Here is a 26,823-nt window from a genome sequence, read left to right as displayed (position 1 = left end):
CAATGCGAGGGATTTTTTATTTGTTACCCTTTATTTCTTTTTAAGTTCTATAATTCGGTTAACTTCCTTAACCAGTAGAGGGAAAGCAGGTTCTGTCATATTGTGTCCATAACCTTCCAGTTCATAAAGGCGGGTATCTTTATGGCCTGCTATTTTCATCATTCGTGCCATATAGGCATTTTCCTCATAGCGTCCCAGCATTTCCATTTCCCTGTCGCCCGTAATTAAAAGTAACGGAGGAGCATCGGCTCGTACATGGAACAATGGTGCATACTCGTCTACAAACGGTTGCTTTTCAGGAATGCCCCTTTCTTTTCTTACGGTAAAGTGAGTAATACACTGCCCGCTAAACGGAATAAGTCCGGCGATTCTGTTAGAATCGATATCATATTTCGCAAGGTACTTCTGGTCCAATCCAACCATGCTTACTAAATAACCTCCGGCAGAGTGACCCGATAGGAAAACAAGTGATGGGTCTCCGCCATATTTTTCAATATTGTTGTATACCCATGCTACTGCAGCAGCGCTATCCTCAATATAAGCAGGCGCTTTTACATTAGGGCTTAAGCGATAGTTAACCCCAACAATGCAATACCCTTTGTTTTTAAGGTATTCAGGTATTTCTTTATTCCCCTGAGTTATCCCTCCACCATGAAACCATACTATAGTAGCAAAGTTCTTGGTATCTTTAGGAAAGTATATGTCCAGTACACAACGTTCGGCGATATAGGAATCTGACTTGTTTGTTGCCTGGTCGTAATATTGAATGTTGGTTTTGGTAACGTATTCTGTTTGTGCTTTACTCACTGTAACAGTAAGTAAAAACAGAAAGAAGAAAAGTTGTTTTTTCATTGAAAATGATGTTAGATATTATTAAAAGATGGCTAGTCCAAATATAAAAAAATCCCGACGTAAAGCCGGGATTATATCTTACTTCTTTTATTGTGACTATTTTAATTTTACAGCATTACACTGTGTTAACTCTTTAAGAAAGCCAAGCACCTCTTCAACCGAGTGTACCCTGTATTTTGCTGATGTATTACCGGAGCCAACCTTAACCGAGTGCTGATAACTACCCGTAAGTTTTTCAAATAAATCTTCGTCCGTCTTATCATCGCCAAAGGCAAGTATAAAGTCGTAATCCTCATTAAAAATACTGTTTTTATAAGTAGTCCCTTTATGGGCAAGGAAATGTTTAACCTCAATTACTTTGTTACCGTCTATAATTTGTGTAGGCATATTGTACAGCTGATTTTTTAGTAGCGAAAGCAATTCACGTGATGCAAGGAAACCCTGTCTTTGTTCTACATTTCTGTAGTGCCATGCCACCCCAAATTCTTTTATCTCCACAAAACTTTCAGAGTTGGTATCTACATAATCCTGCATTATTTCTATCACGCGACCTTTCCATTCGGGCGTACCTTTTATAACCGATTCCCATTTGTCCCTTTTTACATATCCGCCGTGTTCGGCCACAAGGCCTATTGGTAGTTCTCCAAGCCATTCTTCGAGGAATTCTTTGTTTCGTCCGCTAATAATCCATACATCATTTTTGGGGTCGGTTGCAAGAGTATCCAGTAGGGTTAAAAGCTTATCATCGGGAACAGCCATTTCCGGTTTCGGTTGCAGGTTTACCAGTGTACCGTCAAAATCAAGCAGTAACAACCTTTTTTCTGCGCTTTCATATTTCTCATAAAGCTCAATCCTTTCGTCTCCAGCAAGGGTTACTGCTTTGGTATCTTTATTATGAATTTCTTCAGTTTCATTTAAAAAGTCGGAAGCCCATCTAAATACATCATGCTTTTTTAAATACCGCTGCATGTGTTCCAGCCTGCGTGCCTGTTCTTCCTCACTCATGGTAAGTCCGTAATTCAGTTTAAGGGCAATCTGTTCAAAATCATGAGGGTTTATGGTTAGCGATTCCTGTAGTTCTTTTGCTGCGCCAGCCATGACACTTAATACAAGAGCTCCTCTAAGATCTTTTCGGGAAGCGACATACTCTTTTGCCACAAGGTTCATTCCGTCCCTTACAGGCGATATAAGCGCGGCATCGGCACTGGTGTATAATGCGATTAGCTTGTCAAAGTCGACAGACTGGTACTGATACACCACCGGAGTCCATTTATAATTACCCAGTTTACCGTTTATACGTGCAATGGTAAGTTCAATCATTTTTTTACGCTCACCATATTTTGTTATCTCTTCGCGCGACGGTACAATAACAAGTAGGAACACGACCTTTTCTCTCCACTCTGGGTAAGTGTTCAGGAAGGTTTCATAGGCATTTAACCTGTTCGTAATTCCTTTTGTATAATCAAGCCTGTCTACCGAGAAGATTACCTTTTTATCCTTATACAGGTCTTTAATCTCGTCACGAAGCTTCACCACATTAGGATTATCATATGCATTATGGAACTTATCAAAATCGATACTAATAGGGAAAGAGCCTACCTTGGTACGATGGGTATCCTGACTGAACAGGAAGTTTTTGTGCGGGAAGCCAAGCATTTTTTCAATACATTCGGTAAAGTGGATAGCATTTTCCCAAGTATGGAAACCAATAAGATTACTACCCATTACACCTTCCATTAGGTATCGCCTTACCTTGTTAGGCAGTACCCTGAAAATTTCAAAATTAGGGAAGGGGATATGCAGGAAAAATCCAATTTTTGCCTGCGGGTGCTTTTCACGTATTATTTTGGCAAGACCCATAAAGTGGTAATCGTGTATCCAAACAATGTCACCGGGTTCGTAGATGCTGTTTACCTTATCGGCTACAATTTCGTTTGCGGCTTTATAGGCTTCAAACCCATCGTGGGTATATTCTATAAAGGAAGGGAAATAATGAAACAATGACCATAAAACGGAATTACTGAAAACATTATAAAAATTACGGTTAAGCCTGCGTTCCAAATACACGGGCTCAATATCAAAATTGCTGTCGTAGTTGTTTTTATTTTCTTCCCAAAGCTGTTGGTCAAAGTCGGCTACGCCTACCCAGGTAAGGTTCTTTTTGCTTTTTTCAGAGTAGGAGAGTACTGCTGTTGCAAGTCCTCCGGCACTTTGTGTGATTTTTACATTGTCTTTTTGTCTTTTAATAGACACAGGTAATCGGTAAGATACGGTAATAATTTTCATTTTTCGGCTTTTTGCCTGATGGTAGTAGAAGCCTGCCATACAGGCGATTCACTCAAATTTACAAAACGAATAGCGTTTGGAAGTTTAATAGAATGTTAGTTAACATATATTTATTAAACTTTTGAGGGATTGATAAAATGAAAGAAAAAAATTACGAATTTATCAAACAGAATATTGCAATAACGCGGTGTAGGGGTTGCCTTTTATATTTAGCAGCATGGCAAAGGCAGGTTCGGTTTTGATACCTTTACGTTTAAGATCAATTATCTGCTGTTTGAAGTGCTCTCCTTTTGCCTGCAGGATTTCGTACTCCTTTATCATGTGGAGATAGGCATTTTGCTCTTTTACAGGTCTGGCCTGCCCGAAAACTTCCACCTCAAAACCGTTAAGACGGAAGCGGATTATAACACTGTGAGTTCCGTTAATTTGTTTTTCATTGATGCTGAAATCTTTTTCCTGTTTAAAACTATCGGTTACTATAGTTATAAAAGATTCCCTGTCCTGATATTCACAAATAATATCCAGATCACTGTTTTCTATATTTATAGCTATAGGGTAGGTGCCTGTTAAAATTGGAGTAAAGCCCGAAAGTTTCTCCATAACCTTTGCCTTTGTTAATACAGCATAAACCTCCTGTTGTGAGGCATTGCCTGTTTTAAGGTAGGTTATGGTGTCAAACTGGTTCAAGGTTAGTCCTTATTTGGTTTTTTGCCGTTTTTAAAACGGGTTTTATCCATTATAGGTTCTTTCTTTTTAGGCTTGTTGAATTTTTTTACAGTTTTTTTTGCTGTAGTACCAGTACCTGTTGCTTCGCCCTGTGTTTTAGGTTTTGGCTTAGGTTTACCTTTATAAGTACCCGGTTTTTTCGGGGCAGAGGTATCTTTATTTTTACCTGCTTCGGCTTTTATGGTAGCCAGTACTTTTTTGGGATCTTTCGGCTCCTCTTTAGTACCACGTAAGTGAATAATAAGTCCGTTTAAAAAGTTGCGTAGTACCTGATCGCCACACTCCATATAATTAGGGTGGTTCTCATTACGGAAAAATGCTCCCAGTTCAGGTTTTGAAATCCTGAAATCTACCAGTTGTAAAATCTCAACAATCTGGTCGTCACGAAGCTGAAGTGCTACCCTTAGCTTTTTAAATATGTCGTTATTATTCATTTCGTTATTTTTTGCAAAGGTATGGCAATGAATCAATATATCAATTTTTTAATGAATCAATATATTGCTGATTGGATTAAATAATCCCGATTTTAATTAAATTTTGCCTGTAAGCCATAAATAGGCATCTTTAAACTGACTAGCCCAGAGCTTTTCGTTATGCCTTCCGTTGTGTACTATCTTTTTATAGAAGAACTTCCTATCGGTTAGCTTAAAGTAAATCAGTTCTTCCATACGTTCCAAATCAGTAATCATTTCACTGCTTTCATGGTCGCCTGCCATAAAGTACATTTTAGCATCAATGCTTTCAACGGCATGAACATCATCATATATCTTATCGTTAAACCAAAATGAAGGAGAGAAAATACCTGCTTTACCAAATACCTTTGGGTACTTCAACACGGCATAAAATGATATGAGTCCGCCAAGGGAGCTGCCCATTATCATGGTGTTTTCCTTATCGCTAAGGGTGCGGTAGTGTTCGTCTATATAGGGTTTAAGTGTAGTAATCAAAAAATCAAGGTATTTGTCGCCATTGCCTCCGCCATACTTTTCGTTAGGGTAGGGAGTAAGTTCGTTTATACGGTTGTCGCCTCCGTTTTCTACCCCTATAACAATGGTTTCGGCATTCAGGCTGTCCAATGTTTCGTCAATGCGCCATTCTCCGGCAAAAGCGGTAAAGCTGTCAAAAAGATTCTGACCGTCATGCATATACAGTACCGGAAACTTTTTATCGCTATTACCGTATATATTAGGTAGGTATATCCATATTTTACGTTCGCCACCCAGTTGCGGGGCATTGATGGTAAAAGTCGATACATTTTGTGATAAAGACGGGGTTTGAGGTTTGGCAGTCATACACCATAAAGATAGGGTGAAAATGAAAAAAATGCGGACCATAATTAAAAACTTTTACAGTAAAAACGATATATTAGCTAAAAATACCACAATCTATGAGCACTTACGAAGAAAAATTAAGCTTATTGTCTGAAATGATTGCTTTTGCAAGAATAGATGGTGAGATACACGAAAGGGAGTATCAGTTTCTGGCTATAGTTGCTTCTCAGCTCAGTATTGATAAGGATGTTTTTGAAAGCCTTTTTGAGCATGAAGCCGAAAAAGTAGCTATTAAATCAGAGCACCAGCGAATACTACAGTTTTACAGGCTGGCACTTTTAATGCATGCCGATGGTGTACTGCATGAAAACGAACAGATTGCCATACGCGAAATGGGAATCAATATGGGGCTTAGTCCGTTTGCCATGAGAAGCGTACTGCAGGAAATGGAAAAATCACCAACAGGGCTTATAGATCCGGATATTATGCTGGCACTTTTCCGTGCCCAGCACAATTAATCGGCGGCTTTGTGAAGAACCCTTTGCGGGAATGGTATAGATACCCCGTTTTGCCTGAATTTATCCAATATTCTGTAGCGTAAACGGCTTTTTACATTCTCAGCCCTAAATACATCCTCCACCCAAAAGTAAATGGAAAAATCAAGCGATGAGTCGCCAAAGTTATTAAAGCGTACAAATGGCTCAGGCTTTGTAAGTATGCCCTGTTCTTCGGCAGCAGCTTCATGTAATAATCGGGTAACCAAATCAACATCCGAAGAATAATCAACTCCTACAGTAACATCAAAACGGGAAGCCAGGTCGTTGTGTGTCCAGTTAATCAGTTCGTTTTTAGTAAGGTCAGAGTTAGGGATAATAATATACTTATCATCACGGGTAAGTACGGTGGTAGTTCGCAGGCGTATTTCCTGCACTGTTCCCACTATATTGTTTACCTCTATTACATCGCCCATTTTTACGGTAGAGTCTACCAGTATTACAATTCCCGAAACATAATCACTAAACAGGTTTTGTATACCAAGTCCCAAACCTACCAACAGGGCAGCAGAACCGGCTAACAGTACCGAAAGGTTAAAACCGACTATCTCAAGCGACAGTACTAAACCAACTACAAGGAGTATATACTTAATAAGGGTAAAAATGGAATATTTTTTAGCTTCATCAAAACTATGTATACGGTAAATACTCTTTTTTATAATTTTCATTATGAAAGCCGCACATACCCAAAAAACAATAAGTGTAATGATAGAGCTTACCTTAAGCTGAGTTTTGCCTATGGTAATCAGTGTTTCGTTTAGCAGTTCTTTAATATGTTCCCACATGTTTTATTCCGGTTTGTTTTGGTTGTCTTTGTTCATTTTTACATTAAAGGACGGGGCTTCATAATCCTTGTCAAGATAGTTTTGCGGTATGGTGGTCATGTTTCCGTCGCGCGCAGCCCTATAGTGTGGCGAAAGTATCTCAATACCTTTTTCGTTGCAGCAGTCCTGTATGTTTTTATGCAGTTCGCTGTATATGGCAGCCTGTTTGTTGGCCTCTTTTGTATAGGCGTTAACCTGGTAGGCTACATAAAAATCTTCCAGGCTGGTTTGCAGTACAAAGGGTACAGGCTCTTTTAGTAAATGTTCGGTTCTGTCGGCAGCATCAAGTAATGCCTGTTGTATGTCTTTCCACGGTACGTCATACCCAATGGTTACCGTGGTGTGGAGTATAAGCCCTTTACTTATGGTATCACTACTGTAATTAATAGTATGGCTACTCATTACGGTGGAGTTAGGTATGGATATGATTTCATTTTTAATGGTACGTATACGGGTTACCAGTAGTGACTTTTCAATCACATCGCCCACAACTTCGCCAATTTTTACACGGTCGTTAATCTTGAAGAGACGCATATAGGTAAGTACTATCCCTGCAATAATATTGGATAACGACCCCATAGAACCAAAGGTGAACAGGAATCCTAAGAAAACCGATACTCCTTTAAATATCTCTGAATCACTACCCGGAAGGTAAGGGAATATAACTATTAACAGGAATGCCAGTATGAGTACGCGTACAATTTGATAAGTAGGGTTAGCCCAGTCGGGGTAAAAACCGTCTATATGCAGGTTGCCGCGTGCAATTTCGTTTTTAAGGAAACGTGCAAAACGCAGTATATACCTAAAAATAATAATCAGTACAATAATGGTAATAAGGTTTGGCATATAATCCCAAACACCAAATGCCACCTTTTTAACCGGAGTAAGAATATAGCTGAAAAGCGTTTCGGCAAAGTTTTGTGTCCACGGGAAAATACCAAACAATACCGGTAGTGCTATATAAATGAGCAGTAAAATAAACAACCATTTTATAAGCCTGTTTATAAGTAATAAAAGGTTTACCTGCCTGTCGGCATCAAACAATTCGTAGGTTTTGATTTTTATACCGCGTATCCTTTTGTCCTTTTGCTCTTTTATCTTGTCGGCAAGCCAGCCAAACAGTTTTCCCGAAAGGTAAATAAGCAGTACCAGTACCCCAATAACCAGCAGTGCCAGTGCTATTTCCTTTATCAGTGTTTTAAAACTGGTTTCGTTTTTATAGGTGGTTATCTCATCGGCAATTATAGTTTTGTAACTATCGGCAAGATCCTCTTTTGTGGTGTTATTCCAAATAGCATCATTCTCTGAAAGACTGATGATTATCCTGTCGTGATACACCACATCTGAAGTCGCTTCGGCAGAAACCACCTTTAGTGAATCGGATTGAAAAAGAATCCTGCCACCCAGTTCTTCAATGCGGCGGGTTACGGCCTGGGCACGCTCGGAAGCCGAGAAACTGCCCTGCTTGCTATAAATGTGGAAAAGAGTGTCGTTAAAGAAACCCGTAACCGGATTCCCTTTTATGGTTGAACGCAGTTTGTCTATCTGTTCCTTTTTTGCGGCAAGCCTTTTGGTTTCACGGCTTTCAAGCTCTTCGAGCTCTTTTTGCAGTTCTTCCTTTTTAAGGTTATCGGTAGTTTTTAACGACTGTATCTGTTGTTCCAGTTCGGCTTTTTTAACCGAGTCCTTTAACCGCTGTTGCTCAATAATCGCAATTTTAGTATTAAAAGCCTCAAGGTTAGCAGCGTTAACCGAGTCGTTTACCTGGGCAATACTGTCTTTTTGGGCAAAAGCACATTGCGTTATAGTAAAAGCAATTATTGTTATAAATAAACGGTAAAGTTTCTTCATCCTCATATTCTGTGTTACAACACATAAATATAGGGAATTTTTGGAAAGTTCTCTGAGTTGTATGTCTACTTAAATATTACTTTTTTAAATTCAAGTATTTCAGTTGCTTTTATCACAAATCCAAGATTCATTGGTATTCCGGATTTTACATTTATATCAGGTTCATTTGGAGAAGTTTTTACCACTTTTCCATCTATTGAATAAATAGGTCCAGAATACATTATTCCTAAGAGGAAAAAACGATTTTTAGTAATAACTAATCGATTTGATTCTTTATCAATATATGGATCTGAATTATAAATGTAAACAGGAGAACCGCTAGAACCTCCAAAAGCAGCTATATCTATTAGAAATTCTCTTTTTCCATTATAGTCAATAAATGGGGATGTTGCAGTTATTCCATTTCTAACAATTGGTAAATTGTTTTTTTGATCCCATAGACCATTAGGGTATCCTATCATAATTACATTTTCGATAGAATTTAATTTTTGTTTCTGTAATGAATCATTTAGTATTATGCTTTCATCTGATGCTTTTATATAAAGATCTATGTTTTTACTATAAAAATAATTTAATATCGGGCTAATATTAATAGCTACTAAATCTATGTTTTTATTTGGATGGGAGATAATCAGAGAGCTATCAATCGGAATAATATATGGAGCTTCATATTGAGGCTTATTATCCTTACTTTTTTTAAAAAATAGTTTTATGTCATTAGATCCTTCAACAACATGTTTATTAGTAATAATGACAGGGCATTGGAGTGTGTCTTTTTGAAAATTAAAAAAAAATCCTGTGCCTGTTTTTATCATGTTTTTTTCTGCACATTCTATTTTTATTGTATTGTTTATTAATTGTTCAGTCATATCTATTTTGGACTGACAGAATGACTTTGATATTGTAATCAAAGGAAAAAGAATAGAAATAAGGTATATTTTTTTCATCACAAAAAAGTTGTTTTATTATATAGATAATATAAACTACATAAAGGTTGTGAGATGAATCATTAATATACTACTTAATTTTTCAATTTATATCTTCTCCTGCAACACTTTAATCTCGTCTCTTAATTTGGCAGCCTGCATAAAGTCAAGATCTTTGGCGGCTTTTTCCATAGCCTTACGTTTTTCACGTATAATCTTTTCAATTTCGCCTTTAGCCATATAGGTAGTATCGGGTTCGGCAGCCATTTTAGGCGAATTATCATAATGGTATGACGACACCGGACTCTTAGACAGTGAGTTCTCAATTTTCTTATTAAGGGCTTTAGGCTCAATACCGTTTGCCTTATTAAAGTTCATTTGTTTTTCACGGCGGTAGTTGGTCTCATCAATAGTACGCTGCATACTGTCGGTTATCTTATCGGCATACATAATCGCCTTACCGTTTACGTTACGGGCAGCACGCCCTACGGTTTGCACCAGCGAACGTGTACTTCTCAAAAAGCCTTCCTTATCGGCATCCAGTATGGCAACAAGTGATACTTCGGGTAAGTCAAGCCCCTCCCTTAAAAGGTTAACCCCAATAAGTACGTCAAACAGACCTTTACGCAAGTCCTGCATGATTTCCACACGCTCCAGTGTATCTACTTCCGAGTGGATATAACGGCATCGTATTGCTACCTTAGTAAGGTATTTAGCCAGTTCTTCTGCCATACGCTTGGTTAGGGTAGTGACCAAAACACGTTCGTCTGCCTCTACACGCTGTTGTATTTCCTCAATGAGGTCGTCTATCTGGTTAAGGCTTGGGCGTACTTCAATAATCGGGTCCAGTAATCCTGTAGGGCGTATTACCTGTTCTACATAAATACCGTCACTTTTTTGAAGCTCGTAGTCGGCAGGGGTAGCACTTACATACACAACCTGATTTTGCAGTGCCTCAAACTCCTCAAATTTAAGCGGACGGTTATCCATCGCAGCCGGAAGCCTGAAACCATATTCCACAAGGTTTTCTTTACGGGAGCGGTCGCCGCCATACATGGCGTGTACCTGCGATACGGTTACGTGGCTCTCATCTATAATCATTAAAAAATCATCTGGGAAGTAATCCAACAGGCAGAAAGGCCTTGTGCCCGGCAGCCTGCGATCCAGATAGCGCGAGTAGTTCTCAATACCCGAACAGTAACCCAGTTCCCGAATCATTTCAAGATCAAAGTTAGTACGTTCCTCCAGTCGTTTTGCCTCCAGGTGTTTACCTATCTCTTTAAAGTAATCTACCTGTTTTACAAGATCCTGCTGAATTTCCCATATGGCTCCCTGCAATACATCTGGCGATGTAACAAACATATTGGCAGGGTAAATATTCAGTCGGTCATACTTTTCAATCACAAGGGCTGTTTTGGCATCAAAGGCTTCAATTTCCTCAATCTCATCACCAAAAAAGTGTACCCTGAAAGGATCATCGGCATAACTGGGGAAAATCTCTACGGTATCTCCCTTAATACGGAAGGTTCCCGGGAGGAACTCGGCTTCGGTACGGGAGTAAAGGCTCTGTACCAGCCTGTGTAATAATTTGGTTCTCGATATAACCTGATCACGCTCTATGGAAATTACGTTTTTTTGGAACTCCACCGGGTTACCAATACCGTAAAGGCACGAAACCGAGGCCACCACCAGTACATCGCGCCTGCCCGAAAGCAGAGATGAGGTGGTACTTAAACGCATTTTTTCGAGCTCTTCGTTAATCGAGAGGTCTTTTTCTATATAGGTTCCCGTTACTGGAATATAAGCTTCGGGCTGATAGTAGTCGTAGTAGGAAACAAAATACTCTACGGCATTATCGGGGAAAAACTGTTTGAACTCTGTGTACAGCTGTGCTGCCAGTGTTTTGTTGTGTGCCAGTACAAGTGTGGGGCGTTGTACATTTTCTACCACGTTTGCCACGGTAAATGTTTTACCCGAACCGGTAACCCCTAAAAGTGTCTGGAAACGTTCTCCTGAATTTATGCCTTCACTAAGCTGTTTTATGGCTGCGGGCTGGTCGCCCATAGGTTTGTAATCAGATACTACTTTGAATTTCATTTTTCTCTTTTTCCTTCCTTTTTACAAAGATAGTGAAATGATTGTTTGCCTTTATGTATTTTAAAACACTAAACAATATTGATTTTTAAATGTATAACATTATTTTTGATATACTAAAATGACAGTTTTTTCTGTTTAATATACAAACATATCAACCATGAAAAACACACCTTTAATCCTTACTTTGTTATTATTGCTTTTAGTTTCGTGTAAAGATGAAAAACAGCAGCAAGTTGAACAGGAAGTTACCACAGAGACACCTGATTTAATAGCAGATTCGGGAAACAGAAAAGCTTTTACGACCGATAACCTAAATATGCAGATCTTTACACTCGATGCAGGGAAAGACAATACTATTAAAGGAGAGAAGGGGACCGAGCTTACAATCCCTAAAAATACTTTTACTGACGCTCAGGGTAATGTAGTGACCGGAAATATTACTGTAAAACTGAAAGAGGCTTTAAGTATCTCTGATATAGTGATGGGAGGGCTTACAACTACATCAAACGGAGAAATATTAAGTTCGGGCGGGATGCTGTATATTAATGCTAAACAGGGTAATGCTGATGTTTTTATAGGTGAATCAAAATCAATAGGGGTAAGTGTACCTACCGATAATTTTGTTCCCGAAATGCAGATTTTTACAGGTGATGAAGATGCTGACGGAAATATTAACTGGGTTGAACCAAAAGATATTATTAAAAAGCCTGTTGCAAAACCAACTTCAAACAAAGCAGCAAAACCTACTCAGGGTAATATGTTTGATGCTGTAATAGATTATGTTGAAGATGGGGACAAGGATGATACATATCCGGCTCCTTATACAAAGCCCTTAAAACCTTATAAAAATGACGGAGGTATAGTTATAGCAGTAAATATAGATAACCCTGAACTTTTACCTGAGTTTATGCCTTTTAGTAATGTATCGTGGAAACTGGTAGATGAGTCGGCTTTCTCAAAAGAAGATAATGGAAAAGACTGGAAACATGTATCAGTAAAGCGGTCTGCTAAACAAGATATATATGTATTGACCTTTAAGGGAACAGAAAAAAACAGGGATGAAATAAAAGAATATGAAGTTTATCCTGTACTTGAAGGCGAAGAGTATGAAGTAGCTTTGGCCGACTATAATAAAAAAATTGCTGCTTATGAAAAGGAAATGAAGCTACTGGAGGAGAAAAGAAAAGAGCAGGAGGAAATAAATAAAAGGATAGAAAGAAATTTGACTGATGAATCAAAAGCAATGGATTTTGCTAATGATTATATTTTTGAAGTGACCCGTTTAGGTTGGATTAACTGTGATTATTTTTATCGTAAAGGTAATCTAACAGATGTTTTGGTAAGGACAACTATTAATAATACAGGTAAAAATGATGTTTACGCTTATATGGTAATTAAAGAAGATAAAGTTTGTTTAGCAGGTTTTCCTGATGAAAACGGTGATTTTATGTTTGGATCTGCCGGTAATGCATATATCAAAATGCCTTTAGGTATAAAAGTAACTATACTTGGAGTAAGTGCCCAGGAAGACGGGACATTAAAATTTGCGAGTAAGGATGTAACTATAACTAAAGAGACTTCGGTATTGTTAGAATTAAAACAAGCTACTCAAGAAGATATGAAAAAGGCTATTGAGGTGGATACGATTAATACTTAATCAAAGCACTCCATCATAAGCAGGTCGCCATCCTTGTGTTCTATAAGTACAATGCCATCTTTAAGGGTTACATTACTGCTGCCGGTACGGTACCCCAGAGTTAACTCTTCGTTATTGAGTTCGTATTTAAGGTTGTGTGTTTTTATGCCAATTACTTTTCCTATGGGGATTAGTGACAACGGAGTATTTTCGGGATACCATTTCTCAAACTTTTTAGGTAGCAGGAATACTTTAGAATGGTCGTCCAGTATAACCACCTTGATAAGATTGCGGTAGCGCACAATATTGGTAATATTTGTAATGGTATGGTCGGCACGCTTACCTGTAGCCCAAATTATATTGGCAGCAGGTATTTTTCTGTCTATAAGATAGTCCAGTGCTTTTTCGAGGTCGGTTTTATCCTGACTCGGGGTATGCACTATTTCCAGCGGGTATTGTAACTCCTTGTATTTCTCGGCATCAAAACCATTGTCAAAATCCCCAAGTAATACATCTACTTTAATGCCCAGTTCCATTACACGCTCTATTGCGTTATCCAGTACTATTACAAGCGGAGACCATTCCAGTAACTGACCCATAAGCTCTTTGCTGCATGCTGCGCCGTTTGCAATAATTAATGCAGGCTCCTGATCGTCTCTAACAATGTGGTGGGATGACATAATTTTGATTTAGAGAGCAAAAATACAAACTTTATTGTACTGTATACTCAATAAAGGAAGCTTCACTAAGCCTGAAATAACCCAAAGGATAATTATCGGGGTTAGTTTGGTTTATAATATTGCCCCTCACACTAATAGGAGGTGTTTGAAAAGGGTTTGGAGTATCGGGCGGAATAAGACTCAGTAACTTACTCATATAGCTGTAATAGCGCGGAGAAATGCCATACAGGTAAATTATCATTTCTTCATTTGGCTGTAAATCATCATACAAACGAATTGTGTAAGTATAATTCCCATTAACGAATTCATCGTCAAAAATAGCATCGTTAGATCCTTTATTAGCCCTTATAAAGCTGTGCATGTAGTAATTTTCCTCATCGGGAGGATCCTGAAAGTAAGCCCTTAAAGTAGTGTCTCCGTCGTTAAATCCTTCCTCGCTTTGTACTACCTCCTCCAGTTGAGGTACACTAATAAGTGTTTCGGTTGCGGTATAGGTTTCTCCGTTCAGTTCAATGTATAGTGTATACGTTTCGTTTATAGCAGGCTGGAAGTTATCACATACATACTGCCCTGTTCTTTGTACGTTATCAGACTCTGTGAAGTTATATACAGTATTATGGCTGTTTTTGACATAAACCTTAGCGCCCTTTACGGTAGGTATAATGGTATCGTAAAAGCCTGTAGTAGTGGTTAGCCGAATAGTTTGATGTTGCCCAGTATATCCTTTTATCCAGATTATTGAAGCATCGACCACAAGGCGGGGCGGAGAAGTGGGGATATCTAAATCAACAACGTCTTCGCAAGCCGTTATAAAAAGGCTCATGAAGACGAGTGATAAATAGTATATTTTTCTCATTTTGTGGAGGTTCGCTTACAGCCTAACACAAAAATAAAGTAATTATTGTACGGTATACTCCATAATGTCTACTTCAGTAACGCGAAAATAACCATAAGCATAGTTATCTATATTGGTTTCGTTTACCAGATTACCGCGTACAGTAGTAGGCGGAGTTTGGAACGGACCGCCACCCGGCTCGGCAACATTTGTAAGCTGCATAAGATAATTAAAGAATCTTTCAGAAGTACCGCCAAGCTTAAAGTGTACAACATCTCCTGCTTTAAGATCTTCATGGCTAATAAAAGCAAACATTTCATTCCCTTGGAAAAATTCATCATCCAGTGCATCATAATCAGGGTAAGGCAGTAAATCTATATCAAAACGGGCCATATAGTAGTTTACTTCGGCACCGTTGTCCTGCCAAAAGAAACGCACTTCAATCTCATCGCCTAAAACACCCCCTTCGTCATCCTGTATAACATTAGAAATTTCGGGAACGGCAAATAGTTTTTCGGTAGCGGTATAAGTTTCCCCGTCGTTAATCACGGTAAGGGTATATTCATTATTGATTACAGGAATAAAATCATTACATACATAATTACCTGTATTTGGCACTTCGTTAAAAGTAAATACTACACCCGATGTATTGTTGGTAACAAATACCGTAGCACCCGATACTACAGGGATTTCCGGTTCATAATATCCTGTTGTTGTAGTTAGCCTTACGGTTTGGTTACTTCCGTCTGTACCTTTTATCCATTCTATTGAGGCGTCAATAACCAGTCTCGGTTCTGCCGTATCAAGGTCTACTTCAATTACATCTTCACAAGCTGTAAAAGTCAGCGAAGCAGTAAATAATAATAGTAGGAATTTTATATTTTTCATGATGATTGTCTTAGAATTTAAAGTTGTAGGTAACACTTGGTATTATACCGAAAATAGAAAGCCTTACTGCCTCATTAGCTCCGGTATCTTCATTTTGCCTAAAGTTAATGGAAGCGGCATTCATCCTGTTGTACAGGTTGTAGATACTGAATACCCATTCGCCCTGCCATCCTTTTTTCTTATCGGGTTTTGGAGTATAGGTAGCCGATACGTCCAGGTGGTGGTATGCCGGAACCCTGTTTTCATTTCTTAATCCGTAGCTAGGAATTACTAAATCACCATATACGTACTGTCCGTTTGGATAGGTAACAGGTTTACCCGACTGTAAAGCGAAAATTGCCCCAAACGACCATTTGTTATTGTATTCGTAAGATCCTGTAACCGAAAGATTATGCAGCTTATCATAGCCCGAAAGGTACCATCCGCCATTGTTAATACCTGTTTCATCTGGAGTTCTGCCCGGTGTTTGCTGTTCTGATCTTGAAAGGGTATAAGAAACCCATCCTGTTAGCTTACCAGTGTTCTTCCTGAAAAGTAATTCAAGTCCGTATGAACGGGCTTTTCCGTTAAGTATAACCTGCTCAATATTGTTGTTAGCAATAAGGTCGGCTCCGTCAATATAATCAATTCTGTTTTTTACTTTTTTATAGAATGTTTCGGCTTCAAGGGAGTATTCGTTATTCTTAAAGTTTCTGAAATACCCTAAGGCTACCTGATCCAGTAACTGGGGTTTGATGTACTTACCACTTGGCGTCCATATATCCAGCGGAGTAGGAGACGCGGTGTTAGAAATAAGGTGAAGGTATTGTGCCATCCTGTTATAGCTGGCTTTTATAGACTGATTGTCATCCAGTTTAAAGGAAACACCTGCTCTAGGTTCCAGGTTACTAAAGTCGGCAATGGTTTTACCGCTACTGTAGTATTCGGTACCTGTAATTTCGCCTTTCTCGTATATTTTAAGTTCGTCGTTAAACACCACGGGCTGGTCGTTAGCATAAAGTGCCACTTCCTGTTGTCCCATCCTATAGAACATACTGTAACGCAATCCATAGCTAACGGTAATATTATCGGTAAGCTCGTGCTCTGCCTCAATGTAAGCAGCAGGCTCAAAGGCGTATTTTCGGTCTAACTGATCGGGGTTAACCGTTGAGGTTTCGTCAATAGGTTTAATAGTACCAGGATTAAAGTCGTAGTAAACGGCATTAACACCATAGTTTAGCTTAAACTTATCTGAAATATAGTTCTTGAAATCGTATTTAAAATTATAGTTCTTAATCCCCGATTCCCATGTAAATCCTACAAAACCGAGCTCAAGCCCATAGTAGTAATCGCTATAGATTAAAGAAGCATTAGAGAACAGTTTTTCGTTAAACAGGTGATTCCATCTAAGGTTAAGTACTGTGTTACCATATACATTATTAAAGCTGTTGCTGATGTCAAATAAATCACGCCCAAAATAACCTGAAAGGTACAGGTTGTTGTTTTCATTTAACTGATAGCTTAACTTAGTATTAAGGTCGTAAAAATAAGCTGAGTTGTCATTATCTGAAAGTTTCAGGAAAAGGTGTGCATATGAGGCTCTACCACCTATAAGGAAAGAACCTTTACCTTTTACAAGCGGACCTTCGGCCAGCAAACGGCTTGAAATAGCACCTATACCACCATTCATGTGGAATTCATTCTTGTTACCTTCTTTTTGGTATATATCCAGTACCGATGATAACCTGCCACCGTAACGTGCAGGGATTCCGCCTTTATATAGTTTAAGATCTTTTATGGCATCGGAATTGAATACCGAAAAGAAACCGAAAAGGTGGGAGGAGTTGAATATAGTTGCCTCATCCAGTAATATAAGGTTTTGGTCGGCAGCTCCACCGCGTACGTTAAAGCCCGATGAACCCTCTCCGGCATTAGTAACCCCCGGTAGGGTAAGTATAGATTTTAAAACGTCTACCTCTCCCATAACCACAGGCATTTTCTTAATTTCCTGTACAGAGAGTTTGTTAACACTCATTTCGGGTTTTTTGATGTTAGCCTTTGGCTGATTGTCTGAAATTACAATTTCGCTAAGTTCCTGACTTGATGATGAGAGTTCGTAGTTTTTCCTGATGTTTTGGTTCAGGTTTACGGTTTCGGTAATGGTTGAAAAGCTTACATAACTAATTTCGATTGTGTAAGTGCCTTCCGGAAGGGATATGGAAAAGAAACCATATTCGTTTGTAGAGATTGCAGTTTGGGTTTCTACAATGTAAACTGTAGCTCCAATAAGGGTTTCACTGCTACTCATGTCTGAGATTGTTCCGCTAAGCGTGTATTTTTCTTGAGAAAATCCTACAGTAGCGAACAATAATAAGATGACCGTGAGGCATCTTTGGGTAATAATGTTCATTGTTTTGATTGATTGAGTTGTTGTTTTCTTTTTAGCAAAATTCGAATATTAAATAAAGATAAAGGTAAATTATTCTGATGAAAATGCGTAAAACCCTTATTATTCTTTAATATTTGGATTGATAACGTCTAACAGACGTTTGAAATTGTATTTTGTTACATGCTTTACATTTTTTTAAACTCGTTATATTACATTGCCTTCTAACCAATTTTTAAAAGAGGCTACTTTTTCTCTGCTTACAATTACGTTTTCATTTGTTTGAGGTTCGAGCTTTAGTATTAGTCTGCTATTAAAATAACCGCTTATTTTTTGAATGGCATCTATATTTACCATAAACTGCCTGTTAATCCTGAAAAAATTATGTTGGTCCAGTATGTTTACCAAATAGTCTAACGTGTAATCCAACGGGAATTTCTGTTTGTTAAAGGTATATACATAAGGTATGCTATCTGAAACCTGTATATAGGCTATTTCCTGCGATTTAATATAAATAAACTGGTTGTTGATTTTTACCAGTAACCTGGCAGTGTCTCTTTTAAAAAAGGCATTAGCAATTTTATTAATATCCATAGCCATAGGAGATCTGAGCTGTTCAAATTTATTGATAGCTGCCCTTAGCTCATTGTGATCTATAGGTTTCATTAAATAGTCGATACTATTAATCTTAAAGGCTTTGAGCGTAAAGTTATCGTAAGCTGTGGTGAATATTACAGGAAGATTCAGGTTTGTTTTTTCAATTAATTCAAAGCAGTTTCCGTCAGATAATTGTATGTCCATTAAAACCAAATCGGCAGTACCACCATTATCCAACCATTTTAATCCCTCAGAAACAGATGGGATAACAGCTACTATGCTAATGTTTTTTCCGGTTTTTAACAGCAGTTGTTCCAGCCTTTCGGCATTATGTTTTTCATCTTCAAAAATTACGACATTCATAAGGGCAGTATTACAGGTATTTTTACAATAAACGAATCATTACTTTCACAAATAATAATGCTGTTGTTTCCTATTAACTCATAACGTTTTTTAATATTTTCCAGCCCCAGTCCCGAAGAGGCCTCTGAGCTTTGTTTTTTGCAAAGATTATTTTTTACAATTAGCCAGTTATCCTCTTTTTTTAAGGAGATAGAAAGCGGAGATGTCAAAGAAAAACGGGTATGCTTTATAGCATTTTCAAATAACATTTGTAGGGTAGCGGGAGCAATAAGGCATTTTTTAATAATATTGTCATCAAGATCTATCTCAATATTAATACTATTTTGATGTCTTATATTTATAAGGAACAGATAGGACTCAAGAAAATTTAATTCGGTTTCTAAAGTAACCATGTTTTCAAATTTCTTATCGAGTATGTAGCGGTAAGTTTTGGCAAGCTGTGTTATATAGTCGGCTGCAATATCAGGATCCTTATAAACAAGGTTTGTTAATACACTAAGTGAATTAAAAAAGAAGTGTGGATCAATCTGGTTTCTTAGGGCTTCATATTTTGCTTCGGTATTTTCACGCATCAGTCTTTCAGTATGTAGCAGATTTTCCCTCCATTGCCTGTAATAAAAAATGATTCCGTTAAAAGCGAGTATAAGAAAATAGAAAAGAAAACTTCCAAATATAAGGTCGTAACTTGGTAAAGTAAAACTGTCCCAGGCTTCATAACGGTTAAAAAATAAAATATCTGTTACGGCATATATAAAACCAAAAACAAATGCGGCTATAACACCATATAGTAAAAAAACAGAGCAAAGTACAATTAGTTTTTTACGGTTAGCGGACTGGCTTAATTTACGTTCTGTAAATTTTGATATCCTAACTGCTCCTTCCCATATTATAAACCCTACTACAACATACATTGTTACAAATACCAGTGAACGTGTATTATAATCAGGGTTATCCTTTATGAATGACAAATCAAATGATTTGAAAATGAGCCCGAAAAGTGTAAGGACTATAATCCGGGCTATGATTTTATAAGTTAGGTATTTATGTATACTAGGGCTCATTTTTTCATTATTATGTCAAAAATAGAGTGGCTGTGGTAAATAACAAACTTATTTTTCCTGAACCTACTTAAAAAGTAGCTGAAGTGTTGAATGAGCAGGTTTAAGTGTATAAAAAAAGCTGCCCTAACGGGCAGCTTTTTAATTATACTGAATGCTTGTATTAAGCCAGTTTCGCTAATATAGTGTTTAGCGTTTGGCTTGGACGCATTGCATTGTCTGTTTTAGCAAAATCAGGGTGGTAGTAACCTCCTATTTCCTGAGCTTTACCCTGAGCACCAATTAACTCGTCGTTAATTTTAGCCTCGTTAGCAGTAAGTTCTTCTGCAATTGGGGTAAATTTAGCTTTAAGTTCAGCGTCCTTATCCTGACCTGCAAGAGCCTGAGCCCAGTAAAGAGCAAGGTAGAAGTGAGAACCACGGTTGTCAATCTGCCCTACTTTACGTGCAGGAGACTTGTCGTTTTCAAGGAATTTCTCATTAGCAATATCAAGAGCTTCAGAAAGTACGATAGCTTTTGCGTTGTTTTGAGTTTGACCTAAGTGTTCAAAAGAAACACCAAGTGCTAAGAACTCACCAAGTGAATCCCAACGCAGGTATCCTTCTTCAACAAACTGCTGAACGTGTTTAGGGGCGGAACCTCCCGCACCTGTTTCAAATAAACCACCACCATTCATTAACGGAACGATGGAAAGCATCTTAGCTGATGTTCCAAGCTCAAGGATAGGGAACAGGTCAGTAAGGTAATCACGTAATACGTTACCGGTTACAGAGATCGTATCAAGACCTTTTCTAATTCTCTCTAAAGAGAATTTAGTAGCCTCAATAGGGTTCATTATATGAATTTCAAGACCATTTGTATCGTGGTCTTTAAGGTAAGTTTTTACTTTTTCGATAATCTGAACATCGTGTGCTCTGTTTTCGTCTAACCAGAATACGGCAGGAGTTTCAGATAATCTTGCACGGTTTACAGCAAGTTTAACCCAATCCTGAATAGGAGCATCTTTAGTTTGGCACATTCTGAAAATGTCACCAGCCTCAACATTCTGTTCCATATAAACAGTACCGTTATTGTTATCTATAACCTTAACAACACCGTTTGCAGAAAGTTGGAATGTTTTATCGTGAGAACCGTACTCTTCTGCTTTTTGAGCCATAAGACCAACGTTTGGTACGCTACCCATAGTTGAAGGGTTAAATGCACCGTTAGCCTTACAGTCTTCAATAGTTGCAGTATATACACCAGAGTAACTTCTGTCCGGAATTATAGCAAGCGTATCCTGTTGTTTACCTGCTGCATTCCACATTTGTCCTGAAGTACGAATCATAGCCGGCATAGAAGCATCTACAATTACGTCTGAAGGAACGTGAAGGTTAGTAATACCCTGATCAGAGTTTACCATTGCAATAGCAGGGCCGTTTTGGTATACTGCCTCAATAGCAGCCTTAACTTCAGCTTCCTGTGGAGTACCTGCAATTTTAGCATAAACATCGCCTAAACCGTTTCTTGTGTCTACACCAAGCTCTTCAAATAAAGCAGCATACTTAGCGAATACATCTTTAAAGAACACCTCTACAATAGCGCCGAAAATAATAGGGTCTGAAACCTTCATCATCGTAGCTTTAAGGTGAACAGAGAATAATACTCCCTGTTGTTTAGCGATTTCTACCTGCTCAGAAACGAAAGCTTTAAGCTTGTTAAGGTTTAGTGCAGAAGAGTCAATTATTTCTCCTGCCTTAAGCGGAGTACTTGGCTTAAGTACTGTAGCAGTACCGTCGTTAGCCACAAATTCGATTCTTACATCGGTAGCGTCTTTTACGGTAACTGATTTCTCACTTCCGTAAAAATCACCTTCTGTCATGCTTGCAACGTGGGTTTTAGAATCTCCGCTCCATGCTCCCATTGAGTGTGGGTGAGCCTTAGCGTAGTTCTTAACTGCTTTTGGAGCCCTACGGTCTGAGTTACCTTCACGTAGTACAGGGTTAACTGCAGACCCCAGTACTTTAGCATAACGTGTTTTTATTTCTTTTTCAGCATCTGTTTTAGGCTCTTCAGGATATTCCGGTAGGTCGTATCCCTGAGCTTTAAGTTCTTTGATTGCAGCTTTAAGCTGAGGAACAGAAGCAGAAATGTTTGGTAATTTTATAATGTTAGCTTCAGGAGTTTTAGCAAGTTCTCCAAGTTCGCTTAATGCATCACCTATTTTTTGTTCGGCAGTAAGGTTTTCAGGGAAATTAGCAAGAATTCTTCCCGCAAGTGAAATGTCTCTTGTTTCAACTTCAATTCCTGCCGGAGCAGCGAATGACTGAACGATAGGAAGGAAAGAGTGGGTGGCCAGCATTGGAGCCTCATCGGTTATTGTGTAAATAATCCTAGATGTTTTTGACATTTTTTTACGTTTTTTAAAAGCGCCCTACGGCTTTACCTCGTGAAGCCGAAAGGATAATTATTAATGAGTTAATCTATATTATGTGAAGCCGGTTTATCAAAAGGAGTGTATTTGTATACGAAAGTCGTATTCCTTTTAATATCAAGGCTCGCAAATATAGCAAAAACTAACTTAATTCCCCTTTTGTAAACTTTAAAAAAATGATTGAATCCCAAACATTTATTGTTTAATAGCTGGTTTCGTCCATCTTTACTTTGCCTTTAAATGTGCTGTATACGAAAACGGTATAGGCTAATACTAATGGTGCCCCAATAGCTACAATGTTCAGCATGATGCCTAATGATTTTTCTGAAGAGGCAGCATTATATACCGTTATGCTATATTGAGGGTCTATCGTAGAGATAAGTAATACAGGGTAAAGCTCTATAGCTATAAGCATAAGCATAAAGCTCATGCTGAGTGCCGAGAATAAAAAGGCAAGTTTATACCTGTGCTTCATTGCAAGTCGTGGTACGTTTGCAATACACAGGAATGTGGCAAGCGGTACGGCAAACATAACAGGGTCTTCCCTAAAGGTGTCTGAAAGGTGAGGGATGTAAATCAGTGTATATATAGTAGTTATACCAAAAATAACCACAAAAAAGATGATTCCTCTTTTTACCAATATGGTAAGCTTAGCAAACAGCCGTCCTTCGGTTTTCATAAGTAGGTATATGGCTCCGTGTGTCATAAAAAGGGCCAGGGTGGTAAGTCCTACCATAATGGCATAAGGATTTAGGAATTCAAGTAAAGGGCCACCCTGATATTCAAAGTTCTCACCAAGAGGGATTCCCTGTAATACATTGCCTAATACTACTCCCAGTAAAAAGGCAAGCATAATACTGGAAACACTATAGCTGATGTCCCACATTTTGCGCCACCAAAGCATTTCTTCCTTACTCCTGAATTCTATGGAAACAGCCCTTAAAATAATGAAGAGCAGGAACAGTATAAAAGGAATATACATGGCAGAGAACATGGAAGCATACATAACAGGGAAGCCTGCAAACAAAGCACCGCCTCCAATAACAAGCCATACTTCGTTACCATCCCAAACAGGTCCTACGGCATTAAGGGCTATGCGCCTGCTTTCCTCTTTTTTAAAGAACAGATGCCATGCACCAGCACCAAAATCAAATCCGTCTAAAATGGCGTAGCCGGAAAAAAGTCCGCCCACAACCAAAAACCACAAAGTGGGATAATCTATTCCTAAAAATGTTTCCATGTTATCCTCCTGTTATAAATTCTGTAATTTCTTCCTGCAACGGCCTGTCATTATCCCTGCTGCTGTCATACGGCCCGTGCTTTATCTTTTTATTGAGCAAATAGATAAAGAGCAGGAACAGTATAAAGTACACCAAAAAAAACAGTATAAGTGAGAACAGTACCTGATTTTCCCTTACACTTTGTGATAAGGCATCACTGGTACGCAAGTGACCATATACCACCCAGGGCTGCCTGCCCATTTCGGCAGCAAACCAGCCTACCTGATTCCCTATTTGTGGCAGCAGTACCGAGAAGGAGAATATCCACAAGAGCCATCGTTTGTCAAACAACCTGCCACGCCACCACAGGTAGCAGGCATAAAGTGTAAGCAATATTAAAAAACTACCTATAGCAACCATAATATGGTAGAACTGGAAAATGGCATTGAGTTGTGAAGGCCTGTCTTCTTCGGGGAAGGCATTAAGGCCTGTAACGGGTGTATCAAAGTCATAACTAAGCAGAAACGATAGTCCTCCGGGTATTTTTATTCCGCTTACGGTTTGTTCTTCTTTGTTTACCCAGCCCATAACATACATATCGGCAGGGGCAGAAGCATCAAAGTGCCCTTCCAGTGCAGCGAGTTTTGCCGGCTGGTTGTGTGCTACGCCTTCGGCTGAGCTGTGTCCTGACATTAATTGGGATAAAGAAAATATAGTGGCTACGGTAAGTGCTATTTTAAAAGCTTTTTTGGAAATGGCTACAAACTTCCCTTTCCTTAAATAGTAGGCATGTACGCTAAGTACTAAAAAGGCTCCTGCCAAAAAAGCTCCCTGCCAAGTGTGAATAAGCCTGTCTACGCTGGAGGGATTAAATACCATAGCCCAGAAGTCGGTAATTTCGGCACGGGCGTTGAGTCCTTCACCTACTATATGATAACCCGCCGGGGTTTGCTGCCAGCTGTTGGCAACTACTATCCATACTGCCGAGAACATAGATCCTAAAAACACGCCTATCGTTGCCGTGAGGTGTACCCAGGGCTTTACACGGTTCCAGCCGAAAAGGAGTATCCCTAAAAAGCCGCTTTCTAGTGCAAAGGCAAATATACCTTCGGCCGCCAGTGCGCTTCCAAATACGTCGCCTACATAGCGGGAATAGGTAGCCCAGTTAGTGCCAAACTCAAACTCCATAACAATACCGGTGGCAACACCAATACCAAAGGTGAGTGCAAATATTTTTGTCCAAAATCGGGCAAGGCTCTCATATTCTTTATTACCTGTTTTAATGTACAGGCTTTCTATGATTACCATTATAAGGCCAAGACCAATACTTAAAGGGGGATAGATGTAGTGAAAGGCTACCGTAAAGGCAAACTGAATGCGGGAAAGTATTTCGACATCCATAAGAAGAAAGGGTTTAAAAGGGTGAAAAACTGTGCCGCAACGCATGTTTTTAGCCTCCTGCAGAAATACCTTGCGGCTCCCTCAAAGATATTAAATAATCAGATGTGATGCATGCATAATTATTTAAAATTTAAGCAAAAAAAATCCCCGTGTAAAACACAGGGATTCTATTATGTAGCTCTTCAAAGAAATTATCTTCTTCTCTCTTTGATTTTCGCTTTTTTACCGGTAAGGTCTCTAAAGTAGAATATACGTGCTCTTCTAACTTTACCTCTTTGGTTAACTTCAATTTTTTGTAATGCCGGCATGTTAACAGGGAAGATACGCTCTACACCTACTGAACCAGACATTTTACGGATGGTGAAAGTTTGAGTGATACCAGCACCTCTTTTTTGGATAACAACACCTTTAAAGAACTGTGTTCTTGTTTTTTCACCCTCTTTAATTTCGTAGTACACAGTGATTGTGTCTCCTGAACTGAACTCAGGGAAATCTTTTTTTGTTACGAACTCGTCCTGAACGAATTTTACTAAATCAGACATGATTTTTTAATTTAAACGTTTGAATCAGAGCAACATGCACGGGTATCGCCAGAGGTTGGTCCGAAATTGGCTGCAAATATAAATATTTTTTTAATACGCAGAAATATTTTGACCTTAAATTAAATATAAATTTTAAGGCTGTAAGTGTTTGCTATTCAAGTAAATCGGGTCTTCTGTTCCTGGTATGTTCCAGTGCTTTATCTTCTCTCCATTGGTCAATTTTAGAAAAATTCCCGCTTAAAAGTACATCGGGTACTTTCCAGCCTTTGTATTCGGCAGGGCGTGTATAAATAGGAGGGGAAAGCAGGTTGTCCTGAAAACTATCGGTAAGTGCCGATGTTTCATTACTCAAAACTCCCGGTATAAGCCTGATTATAGAATCGGTAACAACGGCGGCAGCAAGTTCTCCACCCGAAAGTACAAAATCGCCTATGGAAATCTCTTTGGTAATGAAGTGGTCACGTACACGCTGGTCTACACCTTTATAATGTCCGCAAAGAATAATAATGTTTTTAAGCATGGACATTTGGTTGGCCATTCCCTGATTAAGAGTTTCGCCGTCGGGGGTCATGTAAATAACCTCGTCATATTCCCTTTCACTTTTCAGTTTACTAATGCAGGCATCAATAGGTTCGATCATCATAACCATACCGGCACCACCGCCAAACTGGTAGTCGTCTACATTTTTGTGTTTGTTGGTGCTGTAATCCCTAAGGTTGTGCAGGTGCACCTCTACAAGTCCTTTGTCTATAGCTCTTTTTAGTATTGAAGCTTCAAACGGACTCCTTAAAATTTCGGGTAATACAGTGATAATGTCGATGCGCATTTTGCTAATTTTTAAATGAACCAGTGGTTTAATGTACCAATGAGGGTGCAAAAGTAAAACGAAATTACCGAAGCTACAATAATTGCAACATTAAGCCACTGACTTATTTTTACATTTATACACCAAACTGTTTAAGGTGGTGGTCAAGATGTTTGTATTGTAAAGTGTCCCATTCTTCAATGGTCATTTCACCAAAGAAAGGGTGTTTCATGTTTTTTATGCATTTGTGTCCTTCTTTTGAAAAAGTCTCTACCAGTGCGATTAATTCTGCTTTAGAGGTTTCAAAATCGGGTTCATGTGAAATCTTAAATTCTTTTGCCGTTGGCATCCCTTTCCCGAAAGGTTGTGGCTCCATTAGTTTTTTCTTGGCCGATTTTCCAAAAAAGAAAACAAGCAATTTGTTAGGTTTCAGTTCCAGTGTGCCGTGTGCTACTTTAATAATTTGCTGACAGTGCAACAGCATCTGGCTAACAGTCATTTTGCCCCACTGCGAAAGTGTAATAGGGGAAAGCTGATTTATTCTGTCGATAACTTCGCGATTATCGGTTGGATTAAAAATGCTTTTCATGTTATTTTTTTGATTAATGAGCCTCAAAATTAAGAATAAATCGC

The 26,823-nt window shown here is 38.7% G+C and carries 23 protein-coding genes; 2 read left to right on the top strand and 21 right to left on the bottom strand.

Features of this window, described 5'->3' with window-relative positions:
• Positions 1 to 30 precede the first annotated feature (30 nt).
• The 5 genes from ABS768_RS08040 to ABS768_RS08020 form a co-directional block, all read right to left on the bottom strand.
• Positions 31 to 852 (bottom strand): alpha/beta hydrolase, encoded by an 822-nt coding sequence (locus ABS768_RS08040; protein ID WP_408074450.1) that lies wholly within the window; start codon positions 850 to 852, stop codon positions 31 to 33.
• 96 nt (positions 853 to 948) lie between these two features.
• Complete coding sequence (locus tag ABS768_RS08035) at positions 949 to 3,138, bottom strand: bifunctional alpha,alpha-trehalose-phosphate synthase (UDP-forming)/trehalose-phosphatase (protein WP_408074449.1); 2,190 nt, start codon at positions 3,136 to 3,138, stop codon at positions 949 to 951.
• Positions 3,139 to 3,300: 162 nt separating this feature from the next.
• Positions 3,301 to 3,825, bottom strand: coding sequence for a DUF4269 domain-containing protein (locus tag ABS768_RS08030; RefSeq protein WP_408074448.1), 525 nt, complete (start codon positions 3,823 to 3,825; stop codon positions 3,301 to 3,303).
• 2 nt (positions 3,826 to 3,827) lie between these two features.
• Entirely contained in the window at positions 3,828 to 4,298 is a 471-nt protein-coding gene (locus ABS768_RS08025; protein WP_408074447.1) for a DUF1456 family protein, read from the bottom strand.
• Between the two features lie 96 nt (positions 4,299 to 4,394).
• A complete protein-coding gene (locus tag ABS768_RS08020; protein WP_408074446.1) occupies positions 4,395 to 5,156 on the bottom strand; it encodes an alpha/beta hydrolase in 762 nt (253 codons plus the stop codon).
• 95 nt (positions 5,157 to 5,251) lie between these two features.
• Between ABS768_RS08020 and ABS768_RS08015 the strand changes: the two genes are divergently transcribed.
• Positions 5,252 to 5,653 (top strand): excinuclease ABC subunit B, encoded by a 402-nt coding sequence (locus ABS768_RS08015; protein WP_035131984.1) that lies wholly within the window; start codon positions 5,252 to 5,254, stop codon positions 5,651 to 5,653.
• On the opposite strand, the gene ABS768_RS08010 is transcribed toward ABS768_RS08015, so the two are convergent.
• The 4 genes from ABS768_RS08010 to uvrB form a co-directional block, all read right to left on the bottom strand.
• Entirely contained in the window at positions 5,650 to 6,474 is an 825-nt protein-coding gene (locus tag ABS768_RS08010) for a mechanosensitive ion channel family protein (protein WP_408074445.1), read from the bottom strand. The genes ABS768_RS08015 and ABS768_RS08010 overlap by 4 nt on opposite strands.
• Before the next feature lie 3 nt (positions 6,475 to 6,477).
• The gene (locus ABS768_RS08005) at positions 6,478 to 8,364 is read right to left on the bottom strand and encodes a mechanosensitive ion channel family protein (RefSeq protein ID WP_408074444.1); all 1,887 of its coding nucleotides are present in this window, start codon (positions 8,362 to 8,364) and stop codon (positions 6,478 to 6,480) included.
• A gap of 65 nt (positions 8,365 to 8,429) precedes the next feature.
• On the bottom strand, positions 8,430 to 9,311 hold the full coding sequence (locus ABS768_RS08000) for a S1 family peptidase (protein WP_408074443.1): 882 nt from the start codon (positions 9,309 to 9,311) through the stop codon (positions 8,430 to 8,432).
• Between the two features lie 87 nt (positions 9,312 to 9,398).
• Complete coding sequence (gene uvrB / locus ABS768_RS07995) at positions 9,399 to 11,387, bottom strand: excinuclease ABC subunit UvrB (RefSeq protein ID WP_408074442.1); 1,989 nt, start codon at positions 11,385 to 11,387, stop codon at positions 9,399 to 9,401.
• 157 nt (positions 11,388 to 11,544) lie between these two features.
• Between uvrB and ABS768_RS07990 the strand changes: the two genes are divergently transcribed.
• Complete coding sequence (locus ABS768_RS07990; RefSeq protein WP_408074441.1) at positions 11,545 to 13,044, top strand: hypothetical protein; 1,500 nt, start codon at positions 11,545 to 11,547, stop codon at positions 13,042 to 13,044.
• Here the strand turns inward: ABS768_RS07990 and ABS768_RS07985 are convergent.
• From ABS768_RS07985 to ABS768_RS07930, 12 genes are all read right to left on the bottom strand, one after another.
• The gene (locus ABS768_RS07985) at positions 13,041 to 13,703 is read right to left on the bottom strand and encodes a thiamine diphosphokinase (protein WP_408074440.1); all 663 of its coding nucleotides are present in this window, start codon (positions 13,701 to 13,703) and stop codon (positions 13,041 to 13,043) included. The genes ABS768_RS07990 and ABS768_RS07985 overlap by 4 nt on opposite strands.
• Before the next feature lie 31 nt (positions 13,704 to 13,734).
• Positions 13,735 to 14,559 (bottom strand): DUF4249 domain-containing protein, encoded by an 825-nt coding sequence (locus ABS768_RS07980; RefSeq protein ID WP_408074439.1) that lies wholly within the window; start codon positions 14,557 to 14,559, stop codon positions 13,735 to 13,737.
• A gap of 42 nt (positions 14,560 to 14,601) precedes the next feature.
• On the bottom strand, positions 14,602 to 15,426 hold the full coding sequence (locus ABS768_RS07975) for a DUF4249 family protein (RefSeq protein ID WP_408074438.1): 825 nt from the start codon (positions 15,424 to 15,426) through the stop codon (positions 14,602 to 14,604).
• A gap of 10 nt (positions 15,427 to 15,436) precedes the next feature.
• Positions 15,437 to 17,815, bottom strand: a complete 2,379-nt coding sequence (locus ABS768_RS07970; protein ID WP_408074437.1) for a TonB-dependent receptor — start codon at positions 17,813 to 17,815, stop codon at positions 15,437 to 15,439.
• A gap of 183 nt (positions 17,816 to 17,998) precedes the next feature.
• Positions 17,999 to 18,751 (bottom strand): LytR/AlgR family response regulator transcription factor, encoded by a 753-nt coding sequence (locus ABS768_RS07965; RefSeq protein WP_408074436.1) that lies wholly within the window; start codon positions 18,749 to 18,751, stop codon positions 17,999 to 18,001.
• Positions 18,748 to 19,812, bottom strand: a complete 1,065-nt coding sequence (locus ABS768_RS07960; RefSeq protein WP_408074435.1) for a sensor histidine kinase — start codon at positions 19,810 to 19,812, stop codon at positions 18,748 to 18,750. Before ABS768_RS07960 ends, ABS768_RS07965 begins: the two co-directional genes overlap by 4 nt.
• Positions 19,813 to 19,972: 160 nt before the next feature.
• Positions 19,973 to 22,198 carry an NADP-dependent isocitrate dehydrogenase gene (locus tag ABS768_RS07955; protein WP_408074434.1) on the bottom strand — a complete coding sequence of 742 codons (2,226 nt, stop codon included), beginning with the start codon at positions 22,196 to 22,198 and terminating at the stop codon, positions 19,973 to 19,975.
• Between the two features lie 226 nt (positions 22,199 to 22,424).
• Positions 22,425 to 23,462, bottom strand: coding sequence for a cytochrome d ubiquinol oxidase subunit II (gene cydB / locus ABS768_RS07950; RefSeq protein WP_408074433.1), 1,038 nt, complete (start codon positions 23,460 to 23,462; stop codon positions 22,425 to 22,427).
• Position 23,463: 1 nt separating this feature from the next.
• Positions 23,464 to 24,843: a cytochrome ubiquinol oxidase subunit I gene (locus ABS768_RS07945; protein ID WP_408074432.1), complete on the bottom strand. Its 1,380-nt coding sequence runs from the start codon at positions 24,841 to 24,843 to the stop codon at positions 23,464 to 23,466.
• A 191-nt stretch (positions 24,844 to 25,034) separates the two neighbouring features.
• On the bottom strand, positions 25,035 to 25,385 hold the full coding sequence (gene rplS, locus ABS768_RS07940; protein WP_408074431.1) for a 50S ribosomal protein L19: 351 nt from the start codon (positions 25,383 to 25,385) through the stop codon (positions 25,035 to 25,037).
• 151 nt (positions 25,386 to 25,536) lie between these two features.
• Entirely contained in the window at positions 25,537 to 26,211 is a 675-nt protein-coding gene (gene trmD / locus ABS768_RS07935) for a tRNA (guanosine(37)-N1)-methyltransferase TrmD (protein ID WP_408074430.1), read from the bottom strand.
• 115 nt (positions 26,212 to 26,326) lie between these two features.
• Entirely contained in the window at positions 26,327 to 26,779 is a 453-nt protein-coding gene (locus tag ABS768_RS07930) for a DUF1569 domain-containing protein (protein WP_408074429.1), read from the bottom strand.
• Positions 26,780 to 26,823: the final 44 nt, after the last annotated feature.

Origin of the sequence: Flavobacterium rhizophilum (assembly GCF_046000485.1) — a bacterium.
Lineage (GTDB): Bacteria > Bacteroidota > Bacteroidia > Flavobacteriales > Flavobacteriaceae > Flavobacterium > Flavobacterium rhizophilum.
This window is presented reverse-complemented; position numbering and strand designations above follow the sequence as displayed.